The sequence below is a fragment of the Herbiconiux aconitum genome, from assembly GCF_024979235.1.
In the GTDB taxonomy this organism is placed as follows: Bacteria; Actinomycetota; Actinomycetes; order Actinomycetales; family Microbacteriaceae; genus Herbiconiux; species Herbiconiux aconitum.
The window spans coordinates 1,021,993-1,036,143 of record NZ_JANLCM010000002.1; the positions used below are offsets into that span (position 1 = coordinate 1,021,993).

General features: G+C 67.5%; 14 protein-coding genes. 4 read left to right on the forward strand and 10 right to left on the reverse strand.

The window, feature by feature from the left end; translation table 11 throughout:
• Positions 1 to 154 precede the first annotated feature (154 nt).
• Positions 155 to 718: a hypothetical protein gene (locus tag N1027_RS16375; RefSeq protein ID WP_259509197.1), complete on the forward strand. Its 564-nt coding sequence runs from the start codon at positions 155 to 157 to the stop codon at positions 716 to 718.
• 193 nt (positions 719 to 911) lie between these two features.
• Here the strand turns inward: N1027_RS16375 and N1027_RS16380 are convergent, their stop codons facing one another.
• The 5 genes from N1027_RS16380 to N1027_RS16400 form a co-directional block, all read right to left on the reverse strand.
• Positions 912 to 1,331 (reverse strand): cytochrome c oxidase subunit 4, encoded by a 420-nt coding sequence (locus N1027_RS16380; RefSeq protein ID WP_259509198.1) that lies wholly within the window; start codon positions 1,329 to 1,331, stop codon positions 912 to 914.
• Positions 1,332 to 1,335: 4 nt separating this feature from the next.
• On the reverse strand, positions 1,336 to 3,072 hold the full coding sequence (ctaD, locus tag N1027_RS16385; RefSeq protein WP_259509199.1) for an aa3-type cytochrome oxidase subunit I: 1,737 nt from the start codon (positions 3,070 to 3,072) through the stop codon (positions 1,336 to 1,338).
• Positions 3,073 to 3,081: 9 nt separating this feature from the next.
• The gene (ctaC, locus tag N1027_RS16390; RefSeq protein WP_259509200.1) at positions 3,082 to 3,954 is read right to left on the reverse strand and encodes an aa3-type cytochrome oxidase subunit II; all 873 of its coding nucleotides are present in this window, start codon (positions 3,952 to 3,954) and stop codon (positions 3,082 to 3,084) included.
• Positions 3,955 to 4,119: 165 nt separating this feature from the next.
• Positions 4,120 to 4,485 carry a HesB/IscA family protein gene (locus N1027_RS16395; protein WP_259509201.1) on the reverse strand — a complete coding sequence of 122 codons (366 nt, stop codon included), beginning with the start codon at positions 4,483 to 4,485 and terminating at the stop codon, positions 4,120 to 4,122.
• Between the two features lie 64 nt (positions 4,486 to 4,549).
• A complete protein-coding gene (locus N1027_RS16400) occupies positions 4,550 to 5,971 on the reverse strand; it encodes a dipeptidase (protein WP_259509202.1) in 1,422 nt (473 codons plus the stop codon).
• Positions 5,972 to 6,007: 36 nt separating this feature from the next.
• On the opposite strand from N1027_RS16400, the gene N1027_RS16405 reads away from it, so the two are divergent.
• Positions 6,008 to 6,577, forward strand: coding sequence for a DUF3043 domain-containing protein (locus tag N1027_RS16405; RefSeq protein ID WP_259509203.1), 570 nt, complete (start codon positions 6,008 to 6,010; stop codon positions 6,575 to 6,577).
• A 50-nt stretch (positions 6,578 to 6,627) separates the two neighbouring features.
• On the opposite strand, the gene N1027_RS16410 is transcribed toward N1027_RS16405, so the two are convergent.
• Both N1027_RS16410 and nrdR read right to left on the reverse strand, forming a co-directional pair.
• Positions 6,628 to 7,674 (reverse strand): quinone-dependent dihydroorotate dehydrogenase, encoded by a 1,047-nt coding sequence (locus tag N1027_RS16410; RefSeq protein WP_259509204.1) that lies wholly within the window; start codon positions 7,672 to 7,674, stop codon positions 6,628 to 6,630.
• Positions 7,675 to 7,678: 4 nt separating this feature from the next.
• On the reverse strand, positions 7,679 to 8,188 hold the full coding sequence (nrdR, locus tag N1027_RS16415) for a transcriptional regulator NrdR (RefSeq protein ID WP_259509205.1): 510 nt from the start codon (positions 8,186 to 8,188) through the stop codon (positions 7,679 to 7,681).
• Between the two features lie 138 nt (positions 8,189 to 8,326).
• On the opposite strand from nrdR, the gene N1027_RS16420 reads away from it, so the two are divergent.
• Positions 8,327 to 9,955 (forward strand): FAD-dependent oxidoreductase, encoded by a 1,629-nt coding sequence (locus N1027_RS16420; RefSeq protein WP_259509206.1) that lies wholly within the window; start codon positions 8,327 to 8,329, stop codon positions 9,953 to 9,955.
• Here N1027_RS16420 and hisD read toward each other — a convergent pair whose 3' ends face one another.
• Complete coding sequence (hisD, locus tag N1027_RS16425; RefSeq protein ID WP_259509207.1) at positions 9,956 to 11,260, reverse strand: histidinol dehydrogenase; 1,305 nt, start codon at positions 11,258 to 11,260, stop codon at positions 9,956 to 9,958.
• 134 nt (positions 11,261 to 11,394) lie between these two features.
• Complete coding sequence (locus tag N1027_RS16430) at positions 11,395 to 12,369, reverse strand: SDR family oxidoreductase (RefSeq protein ID WP_259509208.1); 975 nt, start codon at positions 12,367 to 12,369, stop codon at positions 11,395 to 11,397.
• 142 nt (positions 12,370 to 12,511) lie between these two features.
• Here N1027_RS16430 and N1027_RS16435 point away from each other — a divergent pair, with 142 nt between their 5' ends.
• Positions 12,512 to 13,357, forward strand: a complete 846-nt coding sequence (locus N1027_RS16435) for a helix-turn-helix transcriptional regulator (RefSeq protein ID WP_259509209.1) — start codon at positions 12,512 to 12,514, stop codon at positions 13,355 to 13,357.
• A gap of 49 nt (positions 13,358 to 13,406) precedes the next feature.
• Here N1027_RS16435 and N1027_RS16440 read toward each other — a convergent pair whose 3' ends face one another.
• Entirely contained in the window at positions 13,407 to 14,123 is a 717-nt protein-coding gene (locus N1027_RS16440) for a TetR/AcrR family transcriptional regulator (RefSeq protein ID WP_259509210.1), read from the reverse strand.
• Between the last annotated feature and the right edge of the window lie 28 nt (positions 14,124 to 14,151).

Consider the following 14,151-nt stretch of genomic DNA (forward strand, 5'->3'; position numbering starts at 1 on the left):
ACGGACATCCTGGACCCGACCGCGAGGCCGAACGGCAAAATCGTCCCTGCTACCCACCACCGACACCGCTGATCTGGGTAGGAATTGCTCATGTCCAATCACACGATTCCCGCGCGAAGCTTGACCTGTCTTTGGATTCTCATTGGAGTGTGCGTTGGTTGCTCAGCCTTCGGCTTCGGCCCTCCTCGATCGGGCGACCCGTTACGCGCTGTACGAATCCTTGGATGACGCCCACTCGGGCGACCGCGCGTGGAGCGAGTTCCAGCGTGCGGGCGCCCGCATGGAGGGAGATTCGAGCGAGTTCCGCGACCTCGTCGCGGCTATCGTCATCGACGGCCGAGAGGATGTACTCGAGGTGGTCGTCATGAATCCGCGAGTGCCCTTCGCGTCGATGCTCGCACTCGCCGAAAGTGGGCTCGCGGTCATGGCTATCGCTCACGTCAATCGCGGGTACGAAATTGCTCGCGTTCTGGCCGACAAGTTCGGTGCGCGCGAGGCCGTCACCACCGTTGCCGTCACTCTCTACTGCTCGCCACAACACAGCGACGAGGAGTTCCGGCGCTACCTGAATCGATATGCCGACGACGACATGGTCATGTACAACCTCGATGTTCGGCAATCTGAGGCCAGTTCGCCGGCAAAACGCGCCATTCTGCAGCCGCACCTCGACGCCTGGTTGCTCGACGTCGAGCAGGACGACGGCGGTCCCGACGACTGACAGAGCCTACGCGGCAAAGTCCCGCCTGCCTGCGTCCGACCTCCCCGGCGTGTTGACTCCGTTCGATCGGCGCCGATCGGTGCCGATCGGGTACGGATGGGTGCGGATGGGTGCGGAGGCCGTCGGCCTAACGAAAAGACCCGCGCTCTCGAGGAGCACGGGTCCAATCGGGCAAGCCGAGGGGTCAGGGAGCCTAGCGGGCGAAGTAGCCCCGGTAGTACTCGAAGACCCAGCCGACGATCGCGATGAGCAACACGGCACCCGCGATGAAGGAGATCCAAAACCCGACCGCGAGGCCGAGCACCATGAGCGCTCCACCACCGGCGAGGATGATCGGCCACCAGCTCCACGGGCTGTAGAAGCCCATCTCGGGATCCCCGTCGTCGATGTTGGAGTCGAGGCGGTCTTCAGGCAGCTCAGCACCCTGTGCCTTGTGCACGCGGCCCAGGTAGAAGGCCAAGAACGCCGACAGGATCGCAGCCAGACCGATGCCGACCGTGCCGACCCACTCGACCTGCCCGCCGTACCAGATCAGCGACCAGATGGTGTAAGCCGCATCGGCCACCACCATGAAGGCAAAGAGGATCCAGAAGAGATTGGTATTCGCCCTCATTGCGTTACTTCACCTTGCCCTGTGAGAGGTCGTACGTGGGAGCATCCGGCGCGTCTTTCGCCGGCCCGACGCCGACGGGGATGCCGGCCTCCGGGTGGTTCAGGTCGAACGCCGGCGATTCCGAACGGATGCGCGGGATCGACGTGAAGTTGTGCCGCGGCGGCGGGCACGACGTCGCCCACTCGAGCGAACGGCCGTAGCCCCACGGGTCGTTCACCGTGACCTTGGCCCCCTTGCGGGCGGTGATGTAGACGTTGAGGAAGAACGGGATCATCGACGCGGCGAGGATGAACGCACCGATCGTCGAGAGCTGGTTCATCCACGTGAATCCGTCTTCGGGCTGATACGTCGCATAACGACGCGGCATTCCGATGACGCCCAGCCAGTGCTGGATGAGGAACGTGGTGTGGAAGCCGATGAACAGCAGCCAGAAGTGCCAATAGCCGAGCCGCTCGTTGAGCATCTTGCCCGTCCACTTCGGCCACCAGAAGTAGAAGCCGGAGAACATGGCGAACACGACGGTACCGAAGACCACGTAGTGGAAGTGCGCCACCACGAAGTAGGTGTCGGACACATGGAAGTCGAGCGGCGGCGACGCGAGGATGACACCGGTCAGACCACCGAAGGTGAAGGTGATCAAGAAGCCGATGGCCCAGATCATCGGTGTTTCGAAGGTCACTGACCCTCGCCACATCGTGCCGATCCAGTTGAAGATCTTCACACCCGTCGGCACTGCGATGAGCATCGTCATCAAGGCGAAGAACGGCAGCAGCACCGATCCGGTGACGTACATGTGGTGCGCCCAGACCGTCACCGACAGCGCGGCGATCGCGATCGTCGCGTAGATCAGGGTCTTGTAGCCGAAGATCGGCTTACGACTGAAGACAGGGAACACCTCGGAGACGATGCCGAAGAACGGCAGCGCGATGATGTAGACCTCCGGATGCCCGAAGAACCAGAACAGATGCTGCCAGAGCAGCACACCGCCGTTCGCCGCGTCGTAGATGTGAGCGCCGAAGACGCGGTCGGCGCCGAGTGCGAAGAGCGCGGCAGCCAGCACCGGGAAGGCCATCAGCACGAGGATCGACGTCACCAGGATGTTCCAGGTGAAGATCGGCATGCGGAACATGGTCATGCCCGGCGCGCGCAGCGTGATGATCGTGGTGATGAAGTTCACGGCACCGAGGATCGTTCCGAAGCCCGAGAGCCCCAGCCCGAACACCCACATGTTTCCGCCGTCACCGGGTGTGAACGTCGTCGACGACAGCGGCGCATAGGCGAACCAGCCGAACGACGCGGCACCCTGCGGGGTGAGGAAGCCGGAGACCGCGATGAGGGAACCGAACAGGAACAGCCAGAAGGCGAACGCGTTCAGACGCGGGAACGCGACATCCGGTGCCCCGATCTGCAGCGGCATGATGACGTTGGCGAAGCCCGCGAACAGCGGCGTCGCGAACATCAGCAGCATGATCGTGCCGTGCATCGTGAAGAGCTGGTTGTACTGGTCTTTCGTCTGCAGCAGTTCGAGACCCGGCTCGAACAGCTGCGCGCGGATGACGAGAGCCATCACGCCACCGAGGCAGAAGAAGAGGAACGAGGCGATCAGGTACATGTACCCGATGGTCTTGTGGTCGGTGGAGGTGATCCACTTGATGAAGATGTTGCCCTTGCGGCCCACCGACTTCGACGGAGTCGGAATGGGGGTCGCGGTGCCGGGCGATACCGCCACTGTTGCTGTCATGGCGCGCTCCTACTCTTCTTCGTGCGCGGGCGTGCCGATGCCCGGGAGGTTCTGGTTGCGGTTGTACTCCGGGCCCAGTTGACCCTCTTGACCGGCGTCTTTCAAGGACTGGATGTAGTCGTCGTACTCCTGCTGCGAGACGACCTTCACGTTGAAGAGCATCAGCGAGTGGTATTCACCACAGAGCTCGGCGCACTTACCGCTGAACGTGCCTTCACGTTCCGGCGTGACGTACATGAAGTTCGTCTTGCCGGGCAGCATGTCTTTCTTGTAGAGGAAGTCGATGACCCAGAAGGAGTGGATGACGTCGCGCGACTGAAGCTCGATCTCCACCTTCTTGCCGACGGGCAGGTAGAGCACCGGGATCTCGGACTCCACGAGCGATCCGTTCGCGTCATCCGGGTCGTCTTGGCCCTGGATGCCGGGCGAGTAGACGTTCTCGTCGACGTAGTTGAAGTCCCAGGCCCACTGCTTGCCGAAGACCTGGATCTTCACATCGGGGCTGTCGTACTTCGCCTCGATCTCGCTCTGGTCGCGGGCGGTGAAGGCGAAGAAGCCGAGCACCAGGATGAGCGGAACGATCGTGTAGAAGATCTCGATCGGCAGGTTGTAGCGCAGCTGCACCGGCAGACCGGTCTGCCCCTTGCGGCGGCGGTAGACCACGATCGCCCAGATGGTGAGGCCCCAGGTGATGACACCCACGATGAGCAAGACGATCCACGACGTGACCCAGAGGCCGATGACGCGGTCGACGTTGTTGGTGGTGCCGGGCTCCGTCGGAAGCCAGCCTTGCAGCTGGTCTTGGGTGCACCCGGCCAAGACAACGGACAGTAGCGCCGCGATAGGAATCGCGACCCATCGGAGACGTCGGTTAGAGCGCACCACAGACCTTTCGGGAAGCTACACCACAGTGTATTTGACCTCCTCATAGCCTACTGGGTCGAGGTCGCCGCCGTTGCCACAGGCACACCGGATGCGGTCGCTTCGGATACGAAAAAGGGGCCGTTCCCGAAGGAACGGCCCCTGAATCCGTAGATTCGCATTGCTCTAGTGGAATGAGTCTCCGCAGGCGCAGCTTCCGGAGGCATTCGGGTTGTCGATCGTGAAGCCCTGCTTCTGGATCGTGTCTTCGAAGTCGATGGTGGCGCCCTCGAGGTAGGGAACGCTCATCTTGTCGACGATGACCTCGACGCCGTCGAAGTCGACGACGCCGTCTCCGTCGAGCATCCGCTCGTCGAAGTAGAGCTGGTAGATGAGACCCGAGCATCCGCCCGGCTGCACGGCGACGCGAAGACGCAGGTCATCGCGGCCCTCCTGCTCGAGCAGGCTCCGCACCTTGTCGCCCGCGGCGGGCGTGATGCCCACCTTGTGCGCCGGCGCCTCGACCCCGGCGGTCAGCGTTGTTTCGCTCATGTGCGATCCCTTCGTTCGGAAGTATGCAGAAAGTCTAACTCGGGCAACTGGGGGGTCGCCGCATCTATTCCCGGGAGTTCAGGCGCAGGAGGAGCAGAGCCTCCGCGGCGATGGCACGCTTGAAGACGCCGAGGTGCAGGGACTCGTTCGGGCTGTGGGCACGGGTGTGCGGGTCTTCGACACCCGTGACGAGAATCTGGGCCTCCGGGAAAACGCGCACCAGGTCGGCGATGAACGGGATCGATCCGCCGACACCGGCCTCGACCGGCTCCGCCCCCCAGGCGTCGCGCATCGCATCCTTCGCCGCAGCGACGGCCCAGCCCGAGGTGTCGACGAGGAACGGGCTGCCCGTGTTGACGTCGCTGATCTCCACCTGCGCTCCGAACGGTGTGTGCGAACGGATGTGCTCCTCGAGCGCCACCAGGGCCTCGCCCGCATCCTTCCCCGGCGCGATCCGCGCGCTCACGCGCACCGACACGCTCGGGAGGAGGGTGTTCGACGCGTTCGCGACCGTCGGGGCATCGATGCCCGTCACCGTGACGGAGGGCCCGGCCCACAGTCGCGACAGGATCGTGCCGGTGCCGATCGGCTGCACGCCGTCGAGCAGCCCGGTCTCGGCGCGGAGTGTCTCCTCCGTGTACTCCGGTGTCGGCATCTCGCGCGAGGTGAGGCCGGCGACCGCCACGGAGCCGTTCTCGTCGTGGAAGGTGCTGAGCAGTCGGATGGCGGCCAGCATCGCATCCGGAACCGCCCCGCCGTACATGCCGGAGTGCGAGGCGTGGTCGAGGGTCGAGACCGTCAACTTCAGGGTGACATTGCCACGGAGGCTGATGGTGAGCGAGGGGGTCTCCGTGTCCCAATTGTCGGAATCGGCCACCACGATGACATCGGCCGCCAACCGTTCCCGGTTGGTCTCGAGGAAGTTCGCGAACGACTGCGAGCCGAACTCCTCCTCGCCCTCGATGAACACCACAAGGCCCAGGTCGAAGTCGGCACCGGCCACTGCCGACAGCGCCCGCACCGACGCCAGGTGCGAGACAACGCCCGCCTTGTCGTCGGCCGCACCGCGGCCGTAGAGGCGGTCGCCGCGCACAGTGGGCTCATAGGGCGGTGAATCCCAGTCCGCATCCTGCCCGGGAGGCTGCACGTCGTGGTGCGCGTAGAGCAACACAGTGGGCTTGCCGTTCTTGGCCGGCCGCGTGGCGAGCACCGCCGGCTGGCCGAGCTCCCCCGACTCGGTGGAAGCGCGCAGCACGTCGACCGAGTCGAACGCCCCGGTCGCGCGGAACAGCTCCGCCACGGCATTCGCGCTGGCCGCCACGTGCGCCGGATCGAACGCCGCCCACGAGACGGAGGGGATACGCACCAGATCGCTGAGATCGGCGATGCTCACCGGGAGCCCGAGCTCGACGGCCTCGGCGAGAGCCTCTTCGAGAGCGATCTGCGGCGGATTCTGGGCGAACGAGGAGCCATTGCTGTCTGTCATGCAGGTAATCTTAAGAGACGAACGAACGAGGACACCGTGGCAAAGAAATCCAGCACGACCGAAGCGCCCATCGAGGCTCCTGTGGAGGAGCAGTCGGGTAAGGGTCACGCGACCCCCACCCGCAAGGAGCGTGAGGCGGCCAACAAGCGACCCCTCGTTCCCACCGATCGCAAAGAAGCCGGCCGGGATTACAAGCGTCGTCAGCAGGAGATGCGCGACAAGGCGCGGGTCGGCATGGCCAACGGCGACGAGAAATACCTCCCCGCGCGCGACAAGGGCGTTCAGCGCCGCTACGTGCGCGACTACGTGGATGCCCGCTTCAACCTGGGTGAGTTCCTCATCCCCGTGATGTTCGTCGTCATCCTGCTCACCCTCGTGCCGATGCCCGAGATGCAGGCCGCCGTGATGCTCGGCCTCTACGCCTTCGTGGTGATCGTGATCGCCGACAGCCTTTTCCTCGGCCTCCGTCTCATGAAGAAGATGCGGGAGAAGTTCGGGGCCGACAAGGTCGAGAAGGTGCGCTGGTACGCCACGATGCGCGCCCTGCAGTTCCGTCGGCTGCGCCTGCCGAAGCCGCAGGTGAAGCGCGGCCAGTACCCGAGCTGATCTTCGGCGCCGCACTCGGCGATCGGATGCCGCGGGTCAACCCGCGCGGGTCACTCCCCCTGGCGGGTACGCCGTAGCCGGGCCAGACCGATGTTGATGCTGCGCACCCAGAACGGGCCGCGATAGAGGAACGCCGTGTAGCCCTGCACGAGCGTCGCTCCAGCGGCGAGCCGCTGGTCGACGTCGTAGGCGGAGTCGACTCCCCCGACCGAGATGACGCACAGCGACTCCGGCACCACCGAGCGGATGAGCTTCAGCACTTCGAGCGAGCGCGCCACGAGGGGCGTGCCCGACAACCCGCCGGCGCCCGCTGCCTCGACGACTGCCGCCTCGGTTTTCAGTCCTTCGCGGGAGATGGTGGTGTTCGTGGCGATGATGCCATCGAGGCCGAGCGACACCGCGAGCCGCGAGATCGCCAGCACCTCCTCGTCGCTGAGATCGGGTGCGATCTTCACGAGCAGCGGCGTCGCTCCGGCCTCGGCCTTCACGGCGGACAGCAGGGGTGAGAGCTTCTCGAGCTCCTGCAGCCCCCGGAGTCCGGGCGTGTTGGGCGAGCTGACGTTCACCACGAGGTAGTCGGCCATCGGGGCGAGGGCACGTGCGCTCTGCCGGTAGTCGTCGATCGCGTCATCCACCTCGACCACGCGGCTCTTGCCGATGTTCACGCCGATGACGGGTCGAGGATGCGTGAGCGAGCGCACCCGGGCCAGTCGCAGCGAGGCGCTGGCGGCCCCGGCGTTATTGAAGCCCATGCGGTTGATGACGGCGCGATCCGGGATCAGGCGGAACAGCCGCGGGCGCGGGTTGCCGGGCTGAGGCCGCGCGGTGATGGTGCCCACTTCGACGTGCCCGAACCCGAGCGCCCCGAACCCGCGGATGGCCTTGCCGTCTTTGTCGAAGCCCGCCGCGAGCCCGAACGGGGTCGGGAAGTGCAGGCCCAGGGTGTGCACCGAGAGGTCGACCGGACTCTTCGTGAACCGGGAGACGACGCCGTCGAGTTTCAGGAACGGGATCGCCCGGATGACGTCGAAGGCGAGGTGGTGCGCCCGCTCCGGATCCATCTTCGACAGCACGTGCCGGAAGAGAAGGTCGTACATCCCGCTACTCAGGAGTGGCGGAGCCGTCGGCGGCGGCCCCATCGGCACCGACACCGGAGGCGGCCTGGTCGTGCTCCACTCTGAGCAGGGTGATCGCGGTCTCGAAATCGTCGAGCGAGTCGAAGCCCTGATAGACGCTCGCGAAGCGGAGGTAGGCCACCTCGTCGAGTTCGCGCAGCGGCTGCAGGATGGCGAGACCGATGTCGTTGGCCTCGATCTGCGCGGCACCACTCAGGCGTACGGTCTCCTCGACCCTCTGGGCGAGCACGGCGAGATCACTGTCGGTGACCGGCCGGCCCTGGCAGGCCTTGCGCACGCCCGACACGATCTTCTCGCGGCTGAACGGTTCGACGACGCCCGAGCGCTTGATGACGCTGAGCGACGCGGTCTCGGTGGTGCTGAAGCGCCGGCCGCAGTCGGGGCACTGGCGGCGTCGGCGAATGGCGAGACCGTCGTCGGTCGTGCGCGAGTCGACGACGCGGGAGTCGGGGTAGCGGCAGTACGGGCAGAACATGTCGCGTCAATGCTAGCCGTCGTTTGCGGTGGGGAGGTGCGTCTGCGGCATCCTCGCGTGCCGTAGGTCGATCAGGGTGGACCGGGCGCAGAAATTCGGGACTCCCGCTCGGCGTCTCGAACGCTTAGCATGATGGCGATGGAATCAAGCCGGCTCGACGCCCAGCAACTCCCTCCGCTCACGGATGCCCAGTGGGCGCGACTGCTCGCGTACGGAACCGAGCACGACGTCGCCGCGGGCGACTACCTCTTTCGCTCCGGTGACCGCGACTACGACCTGATCCTTGTGGAGTCGGGCGAAGTCGAGGTCGTGCGGGACCCCCTGGGCTGGGTCGACGAGAGCGTGATCGCCCGGATGGGCCCACGATCCTTCGTGGGCGAGCTCGGCCTCCTGCAGGGTCAGGGCGCTTTCCTGTCCGCGCGGATGAGTGAACCAGGGCGCATCCTCCGGGTGTCGCGCGGCGAGCTGCGGACGCTCATGGCCGACGACGACGAGCTGGGCGACATCGTGCTCCACGCGCTCTGGGCCCGGCGCGAAAACCTTCGGCGCGGGCCGGCGGCGCTCACCCTCAAGTTCGTGGGTGCGGGTTCCGATCGCGACTTCCTGGCGCTCCGCCGCTTCGCCGAACGGCTCGACCTCGTGCACGTCGCCGTCGAGCTGCCGCCCGGCGAGCTGGGCGCGTTGACGGGCCACAACATCACCGCCGACGACCTTCCCGTCGCCTTCGTGCAGGGCGAGCCGATCGCCCGCGCCACTCCCGGCATCGTCTCGGAGCGCCTGGGCCTCAGCTACCGGGGCCAGGCCGACGAGATCGCGGATCTCGTGGTGATCGGCGGCGGACCGGCCGGGCTCGCCGCGGCGATCTACGGCGCATCCGAGGGTCTCAGTACCGTGCTGGTCGACGCGATCGCCCCGGGCGGGCAGGCGGCTGCGACCTCCCGCATCGAGAACTTCCTCGGGTTCCCGTTCGGGGTGAGCGGCCGCGACCTCATCGGACAGGCCTGCCTGCAAGCCCTCAAGTTCGGGGTGCGGGTCTATGCCCCGTGCGAAGCGAAAAGCCTCGAGACCGTGGGTGACCTGCTCGAAGTGACGCTGATGGACGGCGCTGTCGTGCGGGCGCGCACCGCGATCGTGACCGCGGGGGCGGCCTATCGCACTCTCGATCTCGACCGTTGGGCTGACTTCGAACGCTCGGGCATCTACTACGCCGCGACCCAGCTCGAGCTGCGCCAGGTCAACGACTCCCCGGTCGTGGTGGTGGGCGGCGCCAACTCGGCCGGTCAAGCATCCCTCTATCTCGCGGCGAACGGGTGTTCGGTGCGACTCGTCGTGCGCGGCGCCGACCTGGGGGGCCGGATGTCGGCCTACCTCGTCGATCGCCTCCTCGAGGATGCGAGAGTCGAAGTGCACACCGGGTCGCGAGTCGTCGGGCTCGATGGCGGCGACTCCCTCGAGCGCGTGCGCATCGACAGCGTGGGCGAGGTGGATGCGCGAGGGCTGTTCTGCTTCATCGGCGCCGATCCCGCCACGGGGTGGCTCGCGACCCTCGATCGCGACTCGGACGGCTTTCTGCGAACCGGCACCGATCTCGCCGCTCAGTCGCTGCTGTGGCAGAAGCTGGGGCGCGAACCTCTTCCGTTCGAGACATCGATTCCGCGCGTCTTCGCCGCGGGCGACGTGCGCCGAGGCTCGATGAAGCGGGTCGCCGCCGCCGTGGGCGAGGGGTCGAGCGCGGTCGCCTCGGTGCACCGGGCGCTGGCTGGCTAGCTAGCTGAACCGCGCCGTGACGGCATCACCGTGGGCCGGGAGGTTCTCGGCGGAGGAGAGCGCCACGATACGCTCGGCCACCTGCTCGAGCGCCGCGCGGTCGTAGCGGATCACCTGTTGCGGGCGCAGGAAGGTGTATGCGCCGAGGCCCGACGCGAAGCGCGATTGACCGCCCGTCGGAAGCACGTGGTTCGAGCCCGCCAGGTAGTCGCCGAGGCTCACGGGCGAGTAGGGGCCGAGGAAGATGGCGCCGGCGTCGTGGATGTCGCGGAGCGTCGCATCCGGTTCGGCCGTCTGGATCTCGAGGTGCTCGGGCCCGTAGGCGTTACTGAAAGCCGCCGCCGTGGCCATCGAGTCGACCAGCACGATCGCCGACTGGGGTCCGTCGAGTGCGACCGCCACCCGGTCGGCGTGCCGGGTCGAGGATGCCACCCCGGCCAGTTCGGCCACGACAGCCTCCGCCAGGGCCACGGAATCGGTGACGAGCACCGCGGCGGCGAGCTCGTCGTGCTCGGCCTGGCTCACCAGGTCGGCGGCGACGAAGGACGGGTCGGCGGCGGCATCCGCGATGACGAGGATCTCGGTCGGCCCGGCCTCGGAGTCGATGCCCACGGTTCCGCGCACCACTCGCTTGGCGGCGGCGACGAAGACGTTGCCGGGGCCGGTGATGACGTCGACCGGGTCGAGGCCGATCTCGTCGACGCCGAACGCCAGGGCGCCGATCGCACCTGCTCCCCCGATGGCGTAGACCTCGTCGATGCCGAGCAGCCCCGCGGCGCCGAGGACGGTGGGGTGCACGCGGCCGCCGAACTCCTTCTGCGGCGGCGAGGAGATGGCGATCGATCCGACACCGGCCGATTGCGCCGGCACCACGTTCATCACGACGCTCGAGGGGTAGACGGCCTTGCCGCCCGGCACGTAGAGGCCGACCCGCTGCACGGGGTGCCAGCGCTGCTCGACGACCGCACCGTCGGCGAGCGTCGTGAGTCGCGCATCCGGGATCTGCGCCGCCGTCGCCTGACGCACGCGCCGGATGGCCTCTTCGAGCGCCGCTCGCACGTCGGTGTCGAGCCCCGCGACGGCCTCGGCGATGTGCCCGGCCGGCACCCGCACGTGCTCCGGCACGACACCGTCGAAGCGTTCGGACTGGTCGCGCAGGGCGACGAGTCCGTCGGTGCGCACCGCCTCGACGATCGCGGCCGCGACCGCGGCGGCGACGGCCACGTCGGTGTCGGCGCGCGGCACGACGGCGGCGAGTTCGGAGCGGGAAAGGGTGCGGCCGCGGAGGTCAATCGTCTGGATCATGGCCCGTCAAGCCTACCGACCCGGCATCCCGGCTGTTCCAGCGCCCGAACCCTCGGACTTCTCCAAACGAGACGCCAACCTGCGGCACAGGGCGTCGCGGTTGGCCGCTCGTTTGGAGTTGTCCGCAAACAGGGTCAGACGAGGTCCTTCGCGAGCATGCTCTCGGCGGCCGCCACGATCGCCTCGGAGGCGGGGCGCGGCTCCCAGCCGAGCACCCGGCGCGCCTTCTCGTTCGAGGTCAGCTTGGGCAGGCCGGGCTCGCCGGACATCGACTCGGTCGGCACCTTCGCCGCCGCGACGCCGAGTCGGTCGTGCAGCAGCGCGCCGATCTGCGACAGTTCCATCGCCGGTCCGTCGGAGAGCAGCAGGCGCTGACCGGCCGCCTCGGGCGCCGTCGTGGCAAGGATGTGGGCGGCCGCGACATCCCGCACGTCCACGACCGGAATCCACAGGTGCGGGAAGGCCGGGAACGCGCCGGCGAGCATCCGCTGCACGATCTGATTCGCGCCCGAGATGTCGGAGCCCATGACGGGGCCCATCACCGCCACCGGGAGCATCGTGGTGAGCTCCATCGAACCGCCCTCGGCGGCCATGAAGTCCCAGGCCGCGCGCTCCGCGAGAGTCTTGCTCTTGCCGTAGGCGTCGACGTCCGGGCCGTCGAGGATGGTCCAGTCGTCTTCGGTGAACACGTGGTCGCTCGCCGGGTGACCCCAGCTCACGGCGTGGAACGCCGAGGTCAGCACCACCCGCGACACACCGGCGTCGCGCGCCGCGCGAAGCACTCGCAGTGCACCGTCGACGGCGGGGCGGATGAGGTCGTCGTCGTTCTCCACGTGCCCCGGCTGCACGGGGGAAGCCACGTGCAGCACCGTGTCGACACCGTCCACCGCTTCGGCCCAGCCCGCATCGCTCGTGAGGTCGGCGGCGGCGAAGCTGAGCGCATCCGGATGCACCATGCCCGCGTCGGTGAGCACCGCGCGAACCGCCCCTTCCCGGCCCGGCGACCGCACGGTGGTGCGCACGCGCTGCCCCTGCTCGAGCAGCTGCAGGATGATGTGTCCGGCGATGAATCCCGATCCGCCGGTGACGAGAACGTGGTGCGCAGTCATGATGGTCACTCCTTGGTGGGCCGCGGCCGGCCCCTTGTCGTTCCTCGAGTCTCGGTCGCGGGTGCGCGCACAACCAGTCGTCCGGATGTCCTAGGACTGGCGGACACAGGACAAGAACGTCGTCGGCGCGCAGACTGGACCCATGGAATCGTGGGAATTCGGCCGGATGCTGCGCCATCGGCGGGACGGAGTGGCGCCCGAGACCGTGGGGCTGTCCACCGGCGGGCATCGGCGGGCGACCGGATTGCGCCGCGAGGAACTGGCCGCACTCACCGGCATCTCGGCCGACTACCTGACCCGGCTCGAACAGGGCCGTGCGACGTCGCCGTCGGCCCAGGTGGTCGAGGCGCTCGCCCGTGCCCTGCGCCTCAGCGATGCCGACCGCGAACTGTTCTACCGCCTGGCCGGGCTCACGGTTCCAGGCGTCGACGTCGTGCCTTCGCGCATCTCGCCGAGCGTGCAGCGCCTGCTCGATCGCTTCGCGAACACCCCGCTCGCCGTCTACGACGCCGCGATGACCCTTCTCGTCGCGAACGCGCCCTACGAGGCACTCCTGGGGGTGAACGCGAAAGCCCGCGGGATCGAGCGCAACGCGATCTGGCGCAACCTCGTCGGGCCTGGAACCAGAACCGTGATGACCGCCGCCGAGAAGGCCGCGTTCGAGGCCGGAATCGTTGCCGAGCTGCGGCTGACCGCCGCCCGCTATCCCGCCGACCGGGCACTCCGGCGGCTCGTGCGCGAACTCGCTGCCCAGAGCCCCCGGTTCGCCTCCCTCTGGGAGTCCGACGAGGTGACCCCGCGCCATGACCCGGCCCGGCGCAAAGTGATCGAGCACCCGACGGTGGGCCGCATCACCCTCGACTGCGACACGCTCGTGGTGGCCGGCGACGACCTCCGCGTCATGATCTACACGGCCGAGCCGGGAACCGAGGATGCCGAGCGCCTGGCTCTCGCGATCGTGCTCGGCACCCAGACACTGGTCGAGTAGCCACCCGCCGCTCTGCCCTGACGGTCGCCCGAGCGAGGAGCCCCCGTGGCTAACGTCCGGCGATCGCCCGGTCGAGCCACTCCAGGAGGAGCTGTCGTTCGGCCTCGCTCAGCGAATCGAGGCCGGGCGCGATGGCCCGGAACGCGACGGTCGTGGCGATCGCGGCTCCATCGGCGGGCTCGGGTGCATCAGTGAGGATCTGACGCAGAACCGCCTCGTAGAGGTCGTCGGCGAGACCGAGGTCCCGCTGCTCGGGCGGCGTGCCCAGCATCGTCTGAACGGCCCCGGTGCCGGCCGCCTGAATGATCCCGACCGCCCGCTGTTCGCTCACGCGGAGACGCCCGGTTTCCGCGACCCGATGCACCCGGGCTTCCAGAACGCGCTTGCCCGACGCCAGCGCGGGCGAATCCCGCACCCGATTCGATTCGCTCACGAGTCGGAAGAGGTCGGGGTTGTTCAGGCCGAAGTCGATCTGTGTCTGCCATCCGGCCCGCAGGTCGACGAGCGGATCGACGCCGTCGACGGATGCCGCCTCGACGACGGCCGCCTTCTTGGACACGTAGCTCGCCATCACGTGCTCGGCCACCGCCTCGAGCAAACCGTCTTTGTCGCCGAAGAGTCGATAGATCGTCGGCGCCTGAACCCCCGCGCCCTGGGCGACGCCGCGGGTCGTGACCGCCGCAGGGCCGTGATGCTGGAGCAGTAGCGCAGCGACCTCGATGATCTTGTCGCGCGTGCCGACTCGTGTGCTGATCGCATCCGTCATTTTTCAATGCTAACGCACTGGTGATATC

Bases quoted from the DNA above. Each gene is read 5' to 3' on its own strand.
- N1027_RS16380 (WP_259509198.1), bottom strand. From the start codon at position 1,331: ATGAGGGCGAATACCAATCTCTTCTGGATCCTCTTTGCCTTCATGGTG.
- ctaD (WP_259509199.1), bottom strand. From the start codon at position 3,072: ATGACAGCAACAGTGGCGGTATCGCCCGGCACCGCGACCCCCATTCCG.
- N1027_RS16395 (WP_259509201.1), bottom strand. From the start codon at position 4,485: ATGAGCGAAACAACGCTGACCGCCGGGGTCGAGGCGCCGGCGCACAAG.
- N1027_RS16400 (WP_259509202.1), bottom strand. From the start codon at position 5,971: ATGACAGACAGCAATGGCTCCTCGTTCGCCCAGAATCCGCCGCAGATC.
- N1027_RS16410 (WP_259509204.1), bottom strand. From the start codon at position 7,674: ATGTACGACCTTCTCTTCCGGCACGTGCTGTCGAAGATGGATCCGGAG.
- nrdR (WP_259509205.1), bottom strand. From the start codon at position 8,188: ATGTTCTGCCCGTACTGCCGCTACCCCGACTCCCGCGTCGTCGACTCG.
- N1027_RS16420 (WP_259509206.1), top strand. From the start codon at position 8,327: ATGGAATCAAGCCGGCTCGACGCCCAGCAACTCCCTCCGCTCACGGAT.
- hisD (WP_259509207.1), bottom strand. From the start codon at position 11,260: ATGATCCAGACGATTGACCTCCGCGGCCGCACCCTTTCCCGCTCCGAA.
- N1027_RS16430 (WP_259509208.1), bottom strand. From the start codon at position 12,369: ATGACTGCGCACCACGTTCTCGTCACCGGCGGATCGGGATTCATCGCC.
- N1027_RS16435 (WP_259509209.1), top strand. From the start codon at position 12,512: ATGGAATCGTGGGAATTCGGCCGGATGCTGCGCCATCGGCGGGACGGA.
- N1027_RS16440 (WP_259509210.1), bottom strand. From the start codon at position 14,123: ATGACGGATGCGATCAGCACACGAGTCGGCACGCGCGACAAGATCATC.